Raw genomic sequence first — 19,083 nt, 5'->3', positions numbered from 1 at the left:
TCTAATTTGTTCCTTACTATAATAAAAAACTTCTAATGGTGATTGTTTGAAATCATCATTAGAAGGCAAAAAAGAGTTATTTTATTCGAATCACAGAATTTGTTAACTGACTTTCTGTGAAATTTGTATTTAATACTTCATAATAGCTTGTATTAAATAAATTTACTGTAAAGGCAAAGTTTTGATTATCTACAACTAAAACAAGATCAGTTGCTTCTTTTCCAGCTAAATCTCCTGTTAATTTTGAACTCTCAATAATAATACTTAACTGTTTCGTTACAGGATTTGATTTTAATGACACTACACCATCTGTAATAAGTTCTTTTACACTTACTGCTGCATCACTTTCAGTTTTAACATAAGTAACAGTTGTACTAAAATGTTTTTCATTAATAGTAAAGTCTACTTTTGTTTCAATATTTTTTTCTAATGGATCGCTTAGTATAACTGTATGTGTTGTGTTGTCTGAAAGTGTTACTTTTAATGTTGTATTATCAGTTACTATAACTTTTTTAATCGCCAATTCTTTTCCAGGTTCTGGTTTAGGTTGTCCTGTAATATTTACAATCGTCCGGTTTAAGAAAGAGGCAAATTGACCACGTGTTAATGAGTTTTTTGGATTAAATGTAGTTACAGTAGTGATTTTTGCAAAATCCAATGCAATAATTGCTTCTCTCTTTTCAGTTGGTAGATTTGAAATATCTGTCACTGAAGTTTTGAAATTAACTTCTTTATATAAGCTAATTAAATCAATGCCATAAACCTGTTTAATTGCACGAACTAATACCACTGCCATTTGTTCGCGTGAAATATTATTATTATATTGTAGTTGATTATTTGACCCTTTAAAAACTTCAGCATCTTTTACAAGTGCCGCAAATTGCAATAATTCTTGATCCTTTGCTGAAGTTGGTAAATCTGCAAATCGTGCTTTAGATGTATAATCAGCAGGAATAGCAAATCCTTCTGCAATAAGCCATTTTCCTAAAAATTTCGTTACATTACCACGTGTAACAACTGCATTTGGTTTAAATAAACCACCTGGATAACCACTTACAATTTTCGCTTCAGCTAACGCTAAAATCGCTTCTTTATGGCTATTTCCCTCAATATCTACAAAAGATGCTGCACTAGCAGCAGGTACTACTGCAGATGCTACAATAGTTGTTGCTGCAACACTTGCAAACCATTTATTTCGGTTTTTCATATGTATTCCTCCTATAGTTAATGAATATACTAATTTTACGTAGTATTTTCCACATGTACTATAATAACGTATTTAGTATATTTTTTGTTAATTTTTTTGCATAAAATATATATTTCTTATAAAAATTCGAATATTTATATAAATTTAAGGTAAGTTATATAGAGATTCTATTACTTAAAGGAAATTTCCTTTCCTATATCAAGCTATCCCAAACACTTCTATACAAATATAATTCATTTTACTTAGTAGGTATAATAAATTACTTCAATGACTACCTCCATCTTTTACATATCTTATCTTTACTACAAGTCTTATGGATTATGTCAACTGTAGTTGCTGGGATGGTTGTGAAAACAAATGTTGTTTGCAGAGTTAAAAAGGATTGCTGGTTATAGCACTTCTCTAGGGTGTATAATGCTAGAATTCTAGCTACCAATGTGAACCGTTTGAATACTTGTAGATTGATTCTTCGCGTCTATACAATGTAGATGAAATGTTCACGATCCACGTCACCTAGAAACTCTTTCATCAGATCATAAGCATCATACGGGGAACGAATGCAACGATTTTTGTATATCATTGTTTCCTCTCTAACTAATTTCACTTGAACAATGTCAACACGTTTTGCAGGTTATTCTTACATTATTCTTCAAGCACTTTAAAGTCCACTTAACAAGGTCACCCTCTACTAAACAAATCTATTCACTATAAGATAACTGCTCCACCTGACGTATTGTATCCTCCCTTGTTTTTGCAACACAAATTCTAAATAAAATTTCCCGTATTTCAACTTTATAGATTGCCCATAATCTTCCTCCTTGAAATGAAAATAGCCCTAACTCCACAAATGGAATTAGGAGTTGAGTTAATATTAATAAAAATAATTTATAATTATTTTTTCATTTAGTACTGAAAGCGAAAGTTATAAAGACTCTTAAACATTATTCCTTACAAATGCTAGCTATTTTCTCTCCACCAAAGGCAATTGCATTTGGCAATCAAAAAATGTAATAAATGGTCATTAATTTTGCGACCACTTGCCAACACTATTTTTACTTATTTTCGAATACTAGAATTACGGTATCGATAGCTTTCTCCAGTAAAGATGATTAAATGTGAATGATGGATTAAGCGATCGATTACCGCCTCTGTTAAAATTTGATTCCCAAATACATGATTCCATTGTCCAAATTGAAGGTTCGTCGTAATAATGACGCTACGCTTTTCATAACACATCGAAATCACTTGAAAGAGAAGCTCTGCCCCTTCTTTTCCTAACGGAATATAGCCTAGCTCATCAAGAATAAGGAGGTCTAATTTATCAATTTGGTTCATTAATTTATTCAGCTGCCCTTTTTGATTCGCATCAATCAGTTGATTAACGAGTCCTGCAATTGTGTAAAAGCGTACTTTATGACCAAACTTAGTAATGGCATTTAATGCAATGCAACGACTTAAGTAAGTTTTTCCAGTGCCTACACCACCGTAAAGAATAAGATTCTCCTTTTCAGAGATAAACTGTCCATCCCATAAATCCTCTTTCGATAATGTTTTGGCTAGTTGCACATGCTGCCAATTAAACGGCTCATGACCACTTTGAGGCAACTGCGCCTGCTTTAATAATAAATTCAGTTTTGTTGCTTCACGATGCTCAATTTCTCGTGTAAAGAGCTGCTCTAGAAACTGAATTTGATCAGCGGTTAATTCCGCAATATGTGAACGTAACTGACTTAATTTCAAACGTTTTGCACAATCCTCTAGTAGCTGCGTCATGATTTCTCCTCCATTTTAAAAAGATCATCATAGTGACTTGAACCTCTAGTCACTTCTGGCAGTTTAGGGATTTCCTCAGAGGTTTGAATGTCCTGATAGAGCTGCTGATTGAATTTTTGTGCATTAAAAGCCTGCCTAATTTGTTCAGCCGAAGGATGCCCATTACTAGATGCGGTCATCAACGCTTCGTTTAGTTGACCAAATGTAGCTACGGTCATTAATTCTGCTAAAAGTGATAGTGCTGCCTTTTGCTCATCTTCCGTAGAGGCTTTTAAATAGGCTTGCCATTCTGATGGTAAATGATCATATACACCCGAATATTTAATTGCTTTTGGCCGTTGTGCCAATAATTTTAAATAAGGTTGCCAAACCATAGATTTGGCCTGATTGCCATACAATCTCGGATGCTTTACAATGCATTCATAGTTTTCGTTTAAAATCCGAATTTCATCATACAGAACTTCTACGAACACTTTCTTTTGCGCAAAACGCGGTGAAGTAGAATAAAGTTTTGAATCGATGTGCACAAATCCAGATTTGTCTGCTTTCGCAGTCATGATACGAGCGCAATTAAACTCCTTTTCTGGTAAAACTAAATGTTTTGCGACGGACTCTAAATGAAGTTCAGACTGCTTTCGCTTCTTTTCATAGTGAATCCGTTCCCAGTCTTTCTCAGCCTTTTCCCATAATTGCTCATTCAATTCATTTAAATCTGTAAGCGATAGCGCAGGTAATAAATAGTTGTTTCGTGAATACTTCACCATGTTTTCAACGTGTCCTTTTTCATTTCCCTTGCCAGGATTACAGAATTCATATTCGAATCCATAATGTAAAACAAAACGTTCGAACATGTCCGTTAACTCACGCTCTCCCTTTGCGTGAATCTTTTTAACCGCAGGTGAAAGATTGTCAAAACGAATTGTTTTAGGTACGCTACCTAACCGTTTAAATATACGTTGCAGACCTTCTAATAGACATTCTGTATTTTCGGATGGAAATACCTGAAAGTAGAATGTATTTGAATAAGGAAAAGACATTACTAAAAATGGTAAATCTATTATTTCCCCTGCATATTTAAAAGGGGCTTTCCCAAAATCAACTTGTGCAGTACCTTTATGCGCCTCTAATGGAAGTACAGCACTTTCTGCTTCTTTCTTTAACTCTTCTTTTCGCGAGCTAACATAACGTCTTACAGTTCTTGCTGAACCTTTAAATCCATGTTCCTCAACTAACTGCGTATACATGCGTTTTGCAGTACGCTGGAACTTCTTTTTCATTTTTAAATCTTCTTCAAGCCAACTATTTAAGATCGGTTTTACGGCATCTAATACGGGCGATTTGCGTTTTTGCTTTAACTTTTGTGGAAACTCTTCTAAATCAGCGTACTTTTTAACTGTACGTTGATCATGATTTACGCTTTCTGCAACTTCCTTGTAGGAACGCCCTTTATGATTAACTTCATGTCTGATATAATTAATTTCTACCACTTGCAACATCTCCTATATTACCTCCTGTTAAACGTTGTTGGTCCAACGAGGAGTGTAACTTTATTGGATAATGTTGACAAGTGGTTTTTTCATGCATAAATTAATGTCCGAATGGTACATTTTTAGTTTGCCATAACCAGCTATGTGTATGTCACAGAAAAAATGGATGGCCGTTCCTTTATAAAAGCATTTATTGAATTTACCAAACATATCGGTGGAGTTTATCCTATTCTTTTAATTGATAATATGAAAATCGCAGCTCGTCATAAAAAATACCAAGATCAACAATCACAATTGACATCATTGTTTCAACAACTTGAGCAGCATTACCATATTGAAGTTCGACTATGCACTCCTTACCGACCAAATCAAAAGGGAACTGTAGAAAATGCAGTCAAAACTTTAAAAACACACTTATTTGCTTATCAAGCAGATTTTTCTTCTCTCAATGAACTACAGGAAGAAATACATAAGATCTTCAATCACTTAAATGGAAAGAAACATCACGAAAAAAACGACACGATTATCAATTTACTTAAACACGAAAATCGGTATAATTCGCCTGTTCCAAAGAAACATATGGCTTATTTCCAAGACGAAATAAAATGTGTCAGGAACAATACACTGGTTGCATTCGATGGTAACTATTACTCCGCTCCAGAGAAATACAAAGGTGAGAAAATTATCGTCCGATACACAGACCGTACAGTCAGACTTGTTACGTTAGATGGGAAACAGGTGTTGGCTAAATATTCACGATGCTATGGGAAGAACCATAAAAAATATCGAGTATGGAATATGTTGAATAAGTTGCAACATAAAGCTGATGGATTTGACCAATCACGAGAAAAACGGCAAATGCCCAAATGGTTAAAGTTTCTCTACGAAAAGACATTTAAAAAACAAGCTGATGAATTTTTCGCATTTTTAGAACTAATACAGAACCTAAAAAAGAATACGGTCAAACGAATGCTAAGATGGCATTCTACATTTAAGAAAACATTGACCATTGAATCTGTACTTGAATTTATATCAATGCACTAACTTCCTTTACCTGCTCCTTGACAAATTAATTCTCATAAAAAAAGCAACATTTTTACTCACAATCCCCTTTTTTAACCTTTATAAATAATTGAATATTCAGTTATCTATTAACAAAAAAAGATGAGAATAGTCATTTTTCAACTATTCTCACCTAAATTTGTTCTACTTTTAATTAGACAAGTGTTCTAGTTAGCAAAAACTTTGTCCACGATGATTTTTAACAGTTTCTTTGACCTAAAAGGCCCTCTAGTATGTTGTTATTTCGAGATAAAAGTAGATAAAAATGTTGCTATACTCTCATTCTATCCGATTATTTTTTATATTTTAATCTGTTCTGTGCTAGAAATTCAAACGTAGATTTTTTTGAAGGCAACTACTTGCTCTTAGAGAAATGTATAATTGTTTTCTTCTGAATAATGCATTCCCTAAATCTTCTATTTATGATATTTTGCATATTAAAATTATCTACATTTGCAAAAAATGTCACATACATGTCTGTTTCTAATGCCTTTTTTACAAGCTCTGCATATAAAAGCATTGCCCCAAGTCTTGTAGCAGGTGTTCGTTCCACATAACTCATTGGTGAAAGCAACATGTTCTTTGCGACTCTTTCACAAAGACACCATCCCATAATCTCCCCATCCACAGTTAAAACAAAGCTATACTGCTCGTCAATTACCCCCAAATTATCAACTAATGGCAAGACAAAGTCATTAAACTTCTCTTCAATATGTACCGCCCTTTTAAATGCCCGTTCAATCTGAACATCCCATTTTTGAATAGCGATGTTTTCAGGCTTTTTCAAACTCCAAACCCACTCATTACATTGCATCTTTTTAAAATCAATTATATATTGATTGACCGCTTCACTTTCTTTGCTCCAACCTTTTTTCCTAAATAGTCCCTCTACGGATACAATTTCAAATGGAACGTTCAATCTCATGTTCGTTAAGACAACGCTATTTTGTTGAAGTTGACTTTCTGCGTAATCAAATAACCGCTCTAAATAAATGATATGCTGCTCATCTTGAACTACTTCAAAATGCGTAATGCTAGCATTATTTACACTGTATAACTCAGCTAATAGAACCCCATATGGTGCATGTCCCTCTACTAAACCGAATCCCCAAAATAATTCATCACAATCTTCGAATCTTTGAAAATGATTAGGATTCAAATAAGGACTAAATAGTAAATAATTTTCTACACTAAGCTTCACGATTTCCAATGCCTTCACCTCAAAAAAGTAGCCTACTATTTAAGTAGGCTACTTTAGAATTTTTAGATACGCTCAAAAGAACCTGTTGCTGGGTTAAATACAACATTTGCGAATTTCTGATTTTGATAGTTTAGATTTGAAACTACTTTTACATCCTGAACCGTTGTTAATTGATAACTAGCTGTAACAACAGTTTCCGTACCATTTGTTGCTTCTAAAAAATAATAATATGTTATTGTTGTACTATTTGAAGCAGTTGTATCCATAAAAACATATTGCTCTGTCCCCGAAGGAATATTTGATTGTAAAATAGTTGCTCCAGTAAGAGAATCTACAGTATTACGTTTAATTGTATACGTAATCGTCCCACTTGATTGACTGTCAGTCCATGAAATTGTATTTTGTACGCCACCCCAATTATATTGAACTGTATCTTGCGATGTCCCCTGTACATTAGTAGGTGCTAATAATCCACTATTCTCGTCTTATACCATCAAAATGATAGCTTTCGTTTCGAGCCTTCACCATGCAGGCGGCTTTCACCGCACACGGCGATCCGTCAGTATATTCTATTACTCATTTTTTTGGGAATTAAGTCCTTTAATGATTTTCATTTATGACATCCCTAAATTTACAAACAGTAAATTATACCCATATAATAATTAAAATTTAGAGCCAATCATGAAAACATGATTGGCTCTATATCACTTCAGCTTAATATTAGGGAAATAAGCTTTTATAAAGAATATCTACTACTGACTGGGTTCCTTCGTTCCTGCTAGTTTTACCCTTCTCACATGTTACCATGCAAGTCCAAACGGCTAGCGATCAACACTACTATGAACCCGCTGCCATCTTACTAGCTTCACTGGTGCTAACACACCTCTTCTAGCAAGACTTCAAACGTTCCATTACTTCTATCCCTTGTTTTGATGACCTTAGGTCTCCACTATCCAGGAATGAGAACGACTGGTTTAACAGCCTGAATTGTTCCAATCGCCAATTATATTATCTCAAATATAAGGATGAATGCTAACCTGCTAGCTTATGTCTTAGCATTCACTAACTCACCCTGCCTACATGGATTCGTCTGCCTGACCATAATCACCTTTTAAGGAGCCCCGCCTCGATCTTCGAGTACGACTTCACCTGACTTCACCCTTTCGGCTTGTTAGCGCCTCACTGGATGCAGGAGGATTAGGCACATGATAAAAGGCTGTTACCATGAATAGGAATTACACCTATTAAATGGAAGTAATAGTTAGAAAAACACCTCATGAAAAGTAACACTTGTCTAAGTTGTCATCATCATGAGGTGTTAGTTCCACTTCTTTCACTAGTTTAATAGCTTATGAAGTAACGTTTCGTTATATTAGTTAGCAGAAGCATCAATTGCATCAGTAATAATTTCTAGAGTTTTATTACCTACTGCATCTTTTAATGCGTTTGCATTAACCTTAATTGTATTTGTAGCACCAGTTAATGCAGAATCAAAAGTAATTTTCAAAGTTTTCCCTGAAATTTCTACTTCATCTTCAGCAGCAAGTGCTTCATAAGTTTCACCATCTGTAGCAACAGTAACCGCAGCTTTTAGAGCTGTAGGATCTACAAGGTTGTTAGTAATTGCTTCAGTGAATGTTAATGTAACTACTTTATTAGTAACATCTAATGAAACTCCACCAACTGTTGCTAATACTGGAGCTGTAGTATCTTTCGCAGATAGTTTAACTACTACAGGAGAAGTAATTAAATTGTCTGATCCATCGTAAGTTACTTTTGTAATAACAATATCAGCAGAAGCATTTGCTTTTGTTAAACCAGTTAATGATGCATCTTGAGTTGTTTGATTAAATGTTGTGCCATCTGCATTTGTAATAGTGTATTCGAAAGCTAATTTAGTTTTATCAAATCCAGTTAAGTCTTTACCATCTTGGTTTTTAACTTTAACAATATCTTGAAGTTTAGCTTTAAGTTCAACTGTAGCATCATTTTCGATTTCCCCAAGAACGATTGCTACACTGTCAAATGTCGCAGTTTTAGCAACTTCAGTTGTATTAACTACTTCAAATGTCAAAGTATCTACTACTAAAGATCCAACCTTAACTTGTACATAACCAGTACCAGCTTTTACAGCGTTTACTTTATTTTTAGTTGTTCCATCAATAGCTACAATACTTGAATCAGCATTACCATCTTTATCAACTGATACTAAAGTGTAGTCTGTTGTAACAGCTAGTTCTTCAATTTTATTTCCATTAGCATCTTTTGAGAATACCTTCACTAAAGAGTCTTGTGGAGTTTTAGGGTTTGCTGTGTTACTTGCATTTACATCTAATTTAGTAGCTGCATTTTCAACAGTGTAAGCAGCCAGGTCACCTGCTTTTGTAACTGTTACATTGATTGTTTGTTTCAATGTAGTATCAGCGTCGACCTTATAGCTTAACTCTACAGAAGTTGAACCTTCTTTTAATGCTGTTATAGTTACAGTTTTTCCGTCACTAGCAGGTGTTGCTAGTGCAATTGTTTCATCTGCAACTTTTGCTTTAAGAGTTGATGCAGCTGGAGTTACATCAGCACCAAATTGGTCTTTGTAAGCAACTTTTACTGTTTGGCTGTTAACGCTAGTGCCTGTACCTACAGCAACCTCAGTTTTTTCAGCTTCAAAAGATGCAACTTTTGCTGCTGCTCTTACTGTGATTTTGATTGTTTGTTCAACATCACCAACTTTAACTTTAACAAAACCTTCTCCAGCTGAGATTGGTTTAATGTCTAAAGTTGTATCTCCACCATTTTTCTCAACGATAACAACGTTTGGAGTTAAGTTCGTGATTGTTACGTCAGTATTATCAGCAACAGCCATTGATTCACCATATTGATCTTTATAGTAAAGACCTAATTTCATTGCTGTTCCGTCTACATATACATAGTCCAACTTCTTATCAGCATCTAATTTAGCGAATTCATCTGTATCAGCAGCTGCTGCACCAGTACCAGGATAAGCATAGAAACCAGCAAATGTTGAAGCTGTTACATCTTTTACAGTAATTGTCGTTGGTGCTGATTTTACATAAGTATCACCAACTTTAACTTTTGCTACAACAATTGCAGATCCATCAGTTGACTGTGCTACACCAGATAAATTGATGATATTGGTATTAGATGTTTCAAATTCTACTTCTGATTCACCTGAAACATCACGCCCTAACGCATCCGTCACTTTAACAACAGTTTTTAGATCTGTTGTATAAGGTACAGTTGTTTGAATAAATTCTACTTTAGAAACTGCCGCAGCCGTGTATTCAAATGCTTTAGAAGCAGTTGCAATTGTATTACCATCTACATCAGCTACACCAGAAGTTTCAACTGTGTAAACACCTTTATCTGCAAACTTATCAAAGAAAGACAAAGTAGCAACAGTTTTCTCTTCGTTTAGCTCTACTTTGCTAACGAATACAAGGTTGCCGTCTTTATCAGTTACTTTGAAGTTAGCAGGTTTTACTTCCTTCACTTCTTTATTGAATGTTACCTCAGCTTGAGTACTGTTAATCGCACAAAATTAACCAAATTTTATACTGAAATTCATTTCTCTCAATCCATGGGACACATCGAATTCCATAAGCCTCAAAAACAAGGTATACAAAAAATAGATAGAAAAAATAGGCGAGTTGTTGTAGATATACTAAAATACTTTATAAATTCTGTAGACCAATATTAGAGCTATCCCCGCAAATTCAATCGAACCAAACCCGCAACTTTTCCATGACTCCCATCGAAACCCCAAAAAACCCATCAATTTTGGACAGACTCCACATAAGAAAAAAACAGGTTCAAAACATTGCTATATAATAGGTAGAAACTCTATATAAAATATATAAAAATTACTTTAAAACAGATTAAATAAATAAAAACTATAAAATAATAAAATTGAATAAGAGTGAAAATAATAATAATAATAATAATAATAGTATCTATAACTGACAATAATGAAACAAAATCTTATATTAAAAAGAAGAAATAAAGGATCGAAGATCCGTAAATAAACAAATTACTAAAAAAGAAATAAATTAATAAAAGGTAGATGTTTCATTAATAGCCTATACAGATACAAAGTGCAAGTTACTGAAACAACTAAAAATTTTCACCTTGTTTCTCTCAAGTCTGCCTCTTTCGGAAATGTGCGGGTTTTGCGGGAACTCCAACTGGCACAAAGGTTTGCTGCGGGTTCCTTAGTGGGGATTTTGAGGGAACATAGAAAAAAAGTATGACTCTCGCCATACTCTTTCTATTTTATCTATTAAGTTGTTGCTAGTTTTAATTGATCGTGATAACCATACTTCAGAAAAAACTCCGCTAAGGCGGTCTCTACAATGGCACGTTGTGTTAGATTGTATTCCTTCTGGTAGTCCTCCAGCAGAGTAGCAACACTAGAAGCAACTGACAATGTTTTATTCGTTTTAGCACCTTTGAATTTGTACACTTTAATTCGATTAGAAGACTCTGATTGTAGAAGTGAGAGAAGCTCCGATTGATGTTGTACCAAGTAGCGTAAAAGTTCTTCAGGACTCATTTCTTTTGAAAATATCGATTTAGAGATTTCTTCTACTTGTGACTTTGACTCAATTGTGAGATCTTCTTGGTAGTTTTCTATTTCATCATTCCAAATGTATCCCTGTGATTTCATGTATTCGCCCATTTCTTCAATGGACTGAAACCCTTGTTTAGTTGCTGTTTGTCTGATGTTGGGATGTTTGACATCGAGCATTCGGATGATTTGTGCTGCTTTTGTGTGGATGGTTGCATGGCTGCTGCCGATGGTGGTTCAGGTTCGTCAGTCTTTGGGATGTAGGTTTGCTGTTCTTTAGACCAACAGTAGCCACGTCGTCGCATGTGTTGAGCGATACTTTGCCATCCCACTCCATCTCGATCAGCAATTTCTTCTCTAGTCCAACCTTCTGCCAACAAGTCTAATATTTCTTGTGTGCGTTCATCTGGTTTCATCATGCTTTATCACCATCCGATTCTAGAAATTCAATCGTATTGACCGCTTTCTGTAAATCTGTCATATCTGCATGCATATAGACAGAGGTTGTCCGCACATCTGCATGACCTAATAAATTTGAGATTACTGCAACATGTGTATCCGTTTTTACAAGGTTTGAAGCAAAGGAATGTCGTAGTGCATGACTTGTCACTTCTTTTGAAAAGCCTAGAGTTTGGCACGTTTCTTTGATGACTCGATTAATGTATTGCTGGCTAATTCCACCTGTTTTTTTCGTCGCAAAGAAATTGATTGAGGTTGTTTCAGGACGTACATTGTATAGGTAATATTGCAATTCTTTCTTGAGTGCAGGACTCATTGGAACATCTCGATTCTTTCCTCCTTTACCTTGGATGACATGAACCATGTTTTGCTCAAAATCAACATCTTGGATTCGTAGATTCGCAGCTTCACTTACACGCAATCCAGTATTACTCATCAATATCACAACATATTTGATGATAGGATGTTTCACATTTGCAATGAGTTGCTGCATCTCCCGTTTCGACAAGAATGTTCGTTTAGGCTTTTGACCTTTCACACGATCAACATCCCTTGCAGGATTGTAGGGTAACCAGTGTTTCTTGACCGCAAACTGACAAAAACTTGAGACAGCATTGATGCGTCGGTTTACACTGGCTGCGCTTAGTCCTTTTTTGATTTGAGATTGTTTGAAGCTCTCCACTTTTTCTTCTGTGATGGATGAGACAAAGGCTGGTGCGTTGCTGTTTCCTGTAAGATGCTTTTGGAACTGCTTCAAATCTCCAGCGTATCCTTGAATGGTTTGAGGACTCATTTGTTTATACTTGAGGGATTTTAAGAACTCGACTATTCCTTGGTTGTAGGTCGGAGCTTCTACTAGTAAGGTTTCACGGACAAAGTTGGGTTTGCTAAATTGGTTAACCATAATGATTCACTCCTTATTATTTAAAAGCAGGGTGATAACTAGTCCCTGCTTTCATTCATAAATATAATATCTATTTACAAATCGCTTCGTTTCATATCATTACACTAAGTACGACTTGATTGTCTTTAATGCTTCTTTAGGTACATAGAAATCGTAGACTTTACGTCGTCTCCCCTGAATGACATGTCGATGATAGTTTCTTCCTTGCTCATGATCGAACCAACTGAATTTCTTCATTTCTTTAAATAACTTCGTGTGATCGGGTATTTTCAATAAATCTAATAAGTCTAGAAAATGGTCCTCAGCAACACTGATTCTGAATTGTTTTTTATTCGCCTGTAAGGAAACATCTCCATAAAATTGAGAAGAGATATTCTGTTTAGATGTTGTATAGAATCTAATATTCTTAATGACATCTTGAATGACTTCTTGATATACGAAAGTAGCAAGCGAACGATTTTTCATCATTCGTTTTTCATGTTTCAATATAAAGTCTTGCATTGCTTGTCGGTCATAGTCGATATCAAAAACTTCTACCATTAACGACAATGCAGCGAGGATGATGGCGTATTTTTTTGCTATACGATCTTTTAAGTCGCCTGGAGGTAGAAATGCCTTAACTTCTTCTAACGCTTTTTTATATGAAGTCTCGATGATGCTCCATTCCTTTGCTAAATATTCAACAAATGCATGTGCAGGGAGTCCGTAGTGATTCATGACTGTCTCGACAATCCGTTCACTATGTTCCGCATCGATTGTCCATTGCTCGTCTTGAAATTCTAGGACACGCAAGTACAAGCCTCCATTGCCATTTGAAGCATCTAGCATCGACACTTCTCCATTTGTGAGAATGAGTGTTTCCCAAGTGTTAGATGCTGCCATCTCCAATGTTTCAGTCATTCGTTCCTTTTCCGTTCCTAGTGCAAGTGTATAGATAACTTTCGTTGTATCTTCAATGCTACTCATCGAAAATTCATCAAAGTAGGCTAACACACCATGATGTCCACCGACTTGTCGCAGGAAGGCATTTTCTGTTGCATTAAAAGTTTTGTATAAACTCTTTTGTCCAATCATCGGACTTCCAAAGACAGAGACTGCTAGTTTTCCAGCTGTGGATTTCCCTGTCGTCGTCGGTCCAACCATGTGAATGATTGGATTTTCATCGATGATTTTTTTCCATCGAAGATACCAGACAAGGATGGACGCAAAGGATGTTGCGAGGATGAATAACATGGGTATATGTGTGACAACATTTAATTTCACCATGTTTAGCCATTCAGAAAGAGAACCATTTGTAGAGACATCACTTGGAGATTGTTTTTGATTCCAAGTGAGATTCGCCCTTTTTCCAAATGATTTTGATAGTCCGTAGGTCAGATCTTTCTCATTTGTTGAAGCATCTTTTAATAAAAAGCCGATTTGACTATACGTATCAATATATGGAATCTCATTTGAACAAAGCTTTAAGTATTTTGAGAACATCCCACTGTTTGCATCCAAGACATAAAATCCCTTTGTTGCGAGTGTTTGAATTAGTTTTCCATTTGCAAATTGCCCACCTGGAATCACTACTTTTACATACTCACCTCCGACTTTATAGATAAGATGGATATTCACTTCTCCTGTGAGATAATCTTTTTCCTGTGATTCAATGAAGATTGGAGGAGAGAGGAGTATTTCCTCATGCTCCCCTAATCCTTTTCTACCTTTTTTAAAGTACACAAGGTCTTGGTCATTCAAACTGAATTCTTGTACATTAAATTCAGCACCATTTTTTAATTCTTGCTCCGTTATAATTAATAATTGTTTAGACATAAATTAGCGACCTCCTTAGTTTGTGATAATCGCCACAACTTGTCCTTGATAATTTTGATATTCAACATTCATCAAATGACATGTAGATTTGCCTGTAAAATCTAGTTGGAATTGCTGGGTAATGAGTTCTACCAATTCCTTCCCATAGATTTTACGTTCTTTACATATAACAAACCCACGACTTGATGAATCCTTCATGATAATGATCTCATTGGGTTTTACCGCAATATTCACCGAGTCTCCTTCTTGTAGTTGGAGACGGTTTGCAATGTCTTTACTAAATGTAATTCGTTTTCCATTTGTGTGATTGACCACTTGTAGTACTGAATGTTTAACTTGGTTGCGAGGTATAGGTACAGTTGGTAGTGTAGCCCCTTCGAACAAATCAGCGGCTGCTTCTTCAAGCTTTTGAATGGCTGGAACAGGGGAAGCTGCAGCATTGTTTGCAGCAACCCCATCTTGTGTTTGTTCAGTTTGTGCTTTTTGATGTTCTTTTGGTGCGTTTGACTCGATTGCTTCGACAAGTGTTACAGCTGTCTCTGAATCGGATTTCATGACTTCTGTTGACGCCTGTGCCTGCTCTTGCACATCAATGTCTGTTTGCACACCTTTTGTCGGAACTTCAATTTTGGATTTTTTATTTTGTACATGATTTTCTTTTAATGTTTTCATAGATAATTGCCTCCTTGTTTATTTCTATTAAGCTTCATCTTCATCATCGATTTTCAGGTCATCATCATTAATATCTAAATCAAGGTCGAGTAAATCATCGATATCGTTCTCATCGTTTTGATTATCATTTTCGTCGTAATCTACTAACCTATAATCATTAGGCATTTCATTGATAGGTTGGCGACTAAATGGATCATGTGTGTCCATTTCACCCAACTCATCTTCGATTCCCTTGACTTCTTGAGTAGTGCGTTGCTTTGCTTGCTCTTCTGCTTCCAAAATTTCATCCAAAAGCGCCTGATGTTCTTCGTCTAATGGTTTTACTTCTACAATGTTGATATACGTTACACTGTTTTTTTCATAAAACTTTAACGTCGCAAAAATCCCACCATTTACTAAATCCTCAAGATCATAATCCAATACATCTTCTGGCAAAATTGCATCAATGATTTTATCTTCTATATAATGCGGTGCTCGATTTTCAAATACAGTTGAAGTAAAAATCTCTTTTGAGTAGATATGCTGAAAATCCACATGGATCATATCTTTTTTTCCTTCACGACACTCTAAAACACGTAGCGGTTGGGGTATACCCTCAACAATTTGAGTTTTTTTTCTACGCTTACGAGATTTCTCTTGTGGTTTAACTTCTTTTACTGGTCTACGACTACGACTTCTACTACTACCAAATGATGTGGTCATATTCTACATCTCCTTTAGATGAGTTTTTTAGTTTTCTTATTACAGTCGATTCATTCACATTATTTTTATTAATACGCTAGTGAGATTTTAAACGTCATAAGGTAATCGTCTAAATCAAGTTGGTTAACAATTTTTTCAAATTCTTTACCCAAGTTTTTATTAATATTGTCAACTGTTTCATCGATTGTGTTGGCATACGGACCTTCTTGAAAAGATACGGTATACGTGATTTTTGTATCATCTTCTGTAATTTTACTCACATCAAACAATTTTTCGATTTCTTTCAATTTCACCGTATTTTTTCGTGTCTTTAAGACAGTAAAGTCATGATGGAAAAGAGCTAAATCTTCAAATTCTCCTTTCATTAACGTTTCCTTCACTTTTTTAAAATCGAATTTCACTTCAAATCGGGAGTTATTCAATTTGCTATTTATAAGTATCAACGTCACACGTTTACCATATTGTGCAACAACTTCAGGTAATAAGGTTGTGTCAATATGATTTGAATCAATCGGATGTAAGAGTCTATATTGTTTTGTGTCTGTAATGTTCTCAAATTGTTGGTCCATTTTCATTCGCCCCATTCTTTTTTGCTTAGGTAATTTATTGATAACAACTATTTAATCAGTTAATCTTTTTATCTACCTTCAAGGTATAATTGTTTTACATAACTTTTGTTATTCGTCTCATGGAAGTTGCAGCTCCCATGAGACACTTCATAAATACGACTGACCGTTTTGATCTTGCTGCTAAATACTCCTCAGTACATATATTCGTAGTCATAAATCTCGCCATCTATTAGAGGTACTATGACAGAACTTTGAATAGTAAATTTACCAAATTGGTAACTTAACTCATACTGGCAATCTGTAATTAACTCTTTGATGGTTTCAAAATCTAAAGCTGAAACCACTGACAATTGAACAATATAATACTCATTGTCCTCTTCTATTGAAATTAACCGATACTTACCATATTTCAGACAATAATTCTTAATTTTAGCCTCGGAAACCAATTCCTTAGGTACAGCCCAAATTAACTCTTGAACATCTAATACATCAGTCACTTTGTAAAACATATTAATTCCTTCTTTCTTAAAGTTTTAAATTTATTGTGTGAAATGTAGCATCTGCCACATTTCACACTGATTATGTTTGTACGTCTAACACATTTGGGTTATTTTCTTTTATCATCTCTTCACCTTCTTAAATTATTTTTGTAGTAATTTCTCTACGTCTTTGATTATAGTTTTTTGTCTTTTTCTTGTGACTGCAAAAATCGTACTCTTCTTACACTGTTTTTCGAAGGTATTTTTGTTAATCTTTCATTCGTTAATTCTTCTCCTTTCTTGAATTTGTTTTGTAGCAAATTCTTTATGTCTATCATCTTAGTTCTTTATTTATTGATTGTGACTGCAAAAACTGCACTTTTTTTACACTGTTTTTCGCAGGTATTTTGCAAATAAAAAAACGAGTGATATATTTCACTCGTTTTTTCAATACTATTCAATTAATTTAAGGTACGTTTCACTATCCTTTTTAATGTTATTCAACATTGCTTCAATATATAGCTCTGCACGCTTTGTTATGTTGTCTGGTTCTGAAACATCATATATTTGCTTTAACACTCGGTCAATTTCTTTATTTACCTGCTCCATATAATTCATCTTCAACTTTGCTACTATTCGATCACCATGCTGTAAAGATGCATAATAAATATTATTGAACAACATATACACATTTTCAAAATCAGCATCTGAAAGCTGTTGGTATTCTTGATAAATTAACTTCTCTTCCTTTGATATATCATCTTGATTTTCATTATTCTCGATTTTCTTTGTTAAATATTGATCCATTTGTTCTTTAAATGCGATTATGTCCAGAACGAATTGGTTTATTTTTTGCTTTTCCTTTTTCGTACTAAACTCCTCATTATAATCTTTGAAGTCTTTATAATGCTTCACTAAGAATACCCAAATATCAAATGCTGGTTTAGAAAATGAATACTCTTTTGCTCCAACCGCCTTATATTGTGTTTCATCAATCCATGGTATCGCTAATAACTCTCTTATAATATTAGAAGTTTTACGATGTTGATATTCTGGTGTTTTATGGGGGAACGCTTCTCTTCCAACATCAGTTAAATTATATGCCATATTACCAAACCACCTTAGAGACTATTTTTGATTATTCAACCTATATTATACGATTATAAATATAGCCTTTAAATAGAAAAATAGTGTATCCCTAATCGATAGCAAAACCTATTAATTAATATTAGTAATCATTATTTGAGAAATCATTCTTTTCTTTCATTAAATAATATTTGATGCTTTCATTGATAAATCCAGAAATTGATTCAATCTGTCCATGCTCTAGCAGTAACTTGATTATTACATGAAGGTTATTCTCTAAATAAGTTGTCACCCTAGTATGCGATTCCTTAAACTTAGGTTTTGCTGCTACATCAATAATTTTTGGAGAAAACATTTCTCCATTGATAACCCATTGTGGTTTGTCCATTTTACATCCATCCTTTCTAAGTCTACATCTGGGTCTACCTAAGCGTAGACTTATTATTTTTATTGTTTTCTTCCTTTATATATAGCAAAAATTATTTCAACAATAAGGAACCATCATGAACACCTCTAACAGAAACATATACTTCCATTTCTATAAGAGCTACTACACTCGTTTGCGTTTAGTAGTAATCTTTTCAAATTTCAAGTCGACCAAAAATAATGAACATAATTGTAATCAATATTTTTGAGGTGACAAAATGAACTTATATAATAGTAGAGAACGAATAAAGCAAGACCTTATTAAACAAAATGAACTAAAGATCCTTCAGCTAATCCAATCCCTACAACACTTGAAAACTGAACGAAAGCAACTCCTCGAACACCTAACTCAAGCTCAAACCATTCAGGAAAAACAATTGTACACAACAAGATTGCAGCGTGCTGAACGTTCCATTTCTAGTATTTCTAGTCGACTCAAAAAGCTCGGTGTAGAAGAAAAAAGAGGTCGACCTAAAAAAGCTGAAGGTGAACGTTACCAAGAACAACGTAAAAAGTTCACTGCACATCTACACCCCGAAACAGTTGAATATCTCAAAACACTAAAAGTTGATGGCTACATCTCCAATATTTCTGCGTTCCTTGATGAATTGGTCGCTGATCATCAAAAAAAGAACAGTTAGCCTAGTTGCTATCTGTTC

General features: G+C 34.6%; 18 protein-coding genes. 2 read left to right on the top strand and 16 right to left on the bottom strand.

All coding sequences use genetic code 11. The features are described from left to right. Positions 1-76: 76 nt before the first annotated feature. The 3 genes from NKR20_RS02985 to istA form a co-directional block, all read right to left on the bottom strand. Positions 77-1,207: an S-layer homology domain-containing protein gene (locus tag NKR20_RS02985; protein WP_253423426.1), complete on the bottom strand. Its 1,131-nt coding sequence runs from the start codon at positions 1,205-1,207 to the stop codon at positions 77-79. Between the two features lie 1,056 nt (positions 1,208-2,263). Beyond that, on the bottom strand, positions 2,264-2,980 hold the full coding sequence (gene istB / locus NKR20_RS02980; RefSeq protein ID WP_121216053.1) for an IS21-like element helper ATPase IstB: 717 nt from the start codon (positions 2,978-2,980) through the stop codon (positions 2,264-2,266). Then, positions 2,977-4,476, bottom strand: coding sequence for an IS21 family transposase (istA, locus tag NKR20_RS02975; protein ID WP_097075058.1), 1,500 nt, complete (start codon positions 4,474-4,476; stop codon positions 2,977-2,979). The genes istB and istA overlap by 4 nt, the downstream gene beginning before the upstream one ends. 153 nt (positions 4,477-4,629) lie before the next feature. Here istA and NKR20_RS02970 point away from each other — a divergent pair, with 153 nt between their 5' ends. Then, a complete protein-coding gene (locus NKR20_RS02970) occupies positions 4,630-5,511 on the top strand; it encodes a Mu transposase domain-containing protein (RefSeq protein ID WP_253423423.1) in 882 nt (293 codons plus the stop codon). A gap of 373 nt (positions 5,512-5,884) precedes the next feature. On the opposite strand, the gene NKR20_RS02965 is transcribed toward NKR20_RS02970, so the two are convergent. The 13 genes from NKR20_RS02965 to NKR20_RS02905 form a co-directional block, all read right to left on the bottom strand. Then, positions 5,885-6,739: a hypothetical protein gene (locus NKR20_RS02965; protein ID WP_253423420.1), complete on the bottom strand. Its 855-nt coding sequence runs from the start codon at positions 6,737-6,739 to the stop codon at positions 5,885-5,887. Between the two features lie 53 nt (positions 6,740-6,792). Beyond that, complete coding sequence (locus NKR20_RS02960) at positions 6,793-6,996, bottom strand: hypothetical protein (RefSeq protein WP_253423417.1); 204 nt, start codon at positions 6,994-6,996, stop codon at positions 6,793-6,795. A gap of 1,106 nt (positions 6,997-8,102) precedes the next feature. Further along, positions 8,103-10,238, bottom strand: a complete 2,136-nt coding sequence (locus NKR20_RS02955) for a hypothetical protein (protein WP_253423415.1) — start codon at positions 10,236-10,238, stop codon at positions 8,103-8,105. Positions 10,239-11,024: 786 nt separating this feature from the next. Next, positions 11,025-11,411 (bottom strand): hypothetical protein, encoded by a 387-nt coding sequence (locus NKR20_RS02950; protein WP_253423412.1) that lies wholly within the window; start codon positions 11,409-11,411, stop codon positions 11,025-11,027. Then, complete coding sequence (locus NKR20_RS02945) at positions 11,408-11,731, bottom strand: hypothetical protein (RefSeq protein WP_253423409.1); 324 nt, start codon at positions 11,729-11,731, stop codon at positions 11,408-11,410. The genes NKR20_RS02950 and NKR20_RS02945 overlap by 4 nt, the downstream gene beginning before the upstream one ends. Next, a complete protein-coding gene (locus NKR20_RS02940) occupies positions 11,728-12,675 on the bottom strand; it encodes a tyrosine-type recombinase/integrase (protein WP_253423406.1) in 948 nt (315 codons plus the stop codon). The genes NKR20_RS02945 and NKR20_RS02940 overlap by 4 nt, the downstream gene beginning before the upstream one ends. Positions 12,676-12,774: 99 nt before the next feature. Then, the gene (locus tag NKR20_RS02935; RefSeq protein ID WP_253423402.1) at positions 12,775-14,490 is read right to left on the bottom strand and encodes a DUF927 domain-containing protein; all 1,716 of its coding nucleotides are present in this window, start codon (positions 14,488-14,490) and stop codon (positions 12,775-12,777) included. Between the two features lie 15 nt (positions 14,491-14,505). Further along, positions 14,506-15,162, bottom strand: a complete 657-nt coding sequence (locus NKR20_RS02930; protein WP_253423399.1) for an AbrB/MazE/SpoVT family DNA-binding domain-containing protein — start codon at positions 15,160-15,162, stop codon at positions 14,506-14,508. A 27-nt stretch (positions 15,163-15,189) separates the two neighbouring features. After that, complete coding sequence (locus NKR20_RS02925) at positions 15,190-15,864, bottom strand: hypothetical protein (RefSeq protein WP_253423396.1); 675 nt, start codon at positions 15,862-15,864, stop codon at positions 15,190-15,192. Positions 15,865-15,932: 68 nt separating this feature from the next. Next, the gene (locus NKR20_RS02920) at positions 15,933-16,433 is read right to left on the bottom strand and encodes a hypothetical protein (protein ID WP_253423393.1); all 501 of its coding nucleotides are present in this window, start codon (positions 16,431-16,433) and stop codon (positions 15,933-15,935) included. 191 nt (positions 16,434-16,624) lie between these two features. Beyond that, positions 16,625-16,942, bottom strand: a complete 318-nt coding sequence (locus NKR20_RS02915; RefSeq protein WP_253423390.1) for a hypothetical protein — start codon at positions 16,940-16,942, stop codon at positions 16,625-16,627. Positions 16,943-17,365: 423 nt separating this feature from the next. After that, a complete protein-coding gene (locus tag NKR20_RS02910; protein WP_253423388.1) occupies positions 17,366-18,019 on the bottom strand; it encodes a hypothetical protein in 654 nt (217 codons plus the stop codon). A gap of 121 nt (positions 18,020-18,140) precedes the next feature. After that, positions 18,141-18,386 (bottom strand): hypothetical protein, encoded by a 246-nt coding sequence (locus NKR20_RS02905; RefSeq protein WP_253423385.1) that lies wholly within the window; start codon positions 18,384-18,386, stop codon positions 18,141-18,143. A 256-nt stretch (positions 18,387-18,642) separates the two neighbouring features. On the opposite strand from NKR20_RS02905, the gene NKR20_RS02900 reads away from it, so the two are divergent. Continuing rightward, a complete protein-coding gene (locus NKR20_RS02900; protein WP_253423382.1) occupies positions 18,643-19,065 on the top strand; it encodes a hypothetical protein in 423 nt (140 codons plus the stop codon). Positions 19,066-19,083 lie beyond the last annotated feature (18 nt).

Source organism: Ureibacillus endophyticus, from assembly GCF_024159215.1.
Taxonomy (GTDB): Bacteria; Bacillota; Bacilli; order Bacillales_A; family Planococcaceae; genus Ureibacillus; species Ureibacillus endophyticus.
This window is presented reverse-complemented; position numbering and strand designations above follow the sequence as displayed.

Excerpts from the sequence above, each read along its gene's own strand:
- NKR20_RS02910 (WP_253423388.1), bottom strand. The coding sequence starts at position 18,019 with ATGGCATATAATTTAACTGATGTTGGAAGAGAAGCGTTCCCCCATAAA.
- istA (WP_097075058.1), bottom strand. The coding sequence starts at position 4,476 with ATGTTGCAAGTGGTAGAAATTAATTATATCAGACATGAAGTTAATCAT.
- NKR20_RS02900 (WP_253423382.1), top strand. The coding sequence starts at position 18,643 with ATGAACTTATATAATAGTAGAGAACGAATAAAGCAAGACCTTATTAAA.
- NKR20_RS02985 (WP_253423426.1), bottom strand. The coding sequence starts at position 1,207 with ATGAAAAACCGAAATAAATGGTTTGCAAGTGTTGCAGCAACAACTATT.
- NKR20_RS02970 (WP_253423423.1), top strand. The coding sequence starts at position 4,630 with ATGGATGGCCGTTCCTTTATAAAAGCATTTATTGAATTTACCAAACAT.
- istB (WP_121216053.1), bottom strand. The coding sequence starts at position 2,980 with ATGACGCAGCTACTAGAGGATTGTGCAAAACGTTTGAAATTAAGTCAG.
- NKR20_RS02915 (WP_253423390.1), bottom strand. The coding sequence starts at position 16,942 with ATGTTTTACAAAGTGACTGATGTATTAGATGTTCAAGAGTTAATTTGG.
- NKR20_RS02905 (WP_253423385.1), bottom strand. The coding sequence starts at position 18,386 with ATGGACAAACCACAATGGGTTATCAATGGAGAAATGTTTTCTCCAAAA.
- NKR20_RS02940 (WP_253423406.1), bottom strand. The coding sequence starts at position 12,675 with ATGGTTAACCAATTTAGCAAACCCAACTTTGTCCGTGAAACCTTACTA.
- NKR20_RS02960 (WP_253423417.1), bottom strand. The coding sequence starts at position 6,996 with ATGGATACAACTGCTTCAAATAGTACAACAATAACATATTATTATTTT.
- NKR20_RS02950 (WP_253423412.1), bottom strand. The coding sequence starts at position 11,411 with ATGAAATCACAGGGATACATTTGGAATGATGAAATAGAAAACTACCAA.
- NKR20_RS02930 (WP_253423399.1), bottom strand. The coding sequence starts at position 15,162 with ATGAAAACATTAAAAGAAAATCATGTACAAAATAAAAAATCCAAAATT.
- NKR20_RS02920 (WP_253423393.1), bottom strand. The coding sequence starts at position 16,433 with ATGGACCAACAATTTGAGAACATTACAGACACAAAACAATATAGACTC.
- NKR20_RS02925 (WP_253423396.1), bottom strand. The coding sequence starts at position 15,864 with ATGACCACATCATTTGGTAGTAGTAGAAGTCGTAGTCGTAGACCAGTA.
- NKR20_RS02945 (WP_253423409.1), bottom strand. The coding sequence starts at position 11,731 with ATGATGAAACCAGATGAACGCACACAAGAAATATTAGACTTGTTGGCA.
- NKR20_RS02935 (WP_253423402.1), bottom strand. The coding sequence starts at position 14,490 with ATGTCTAAACAATTATTAATTATAACGGAGCAAGAATTAAAAAATGGT.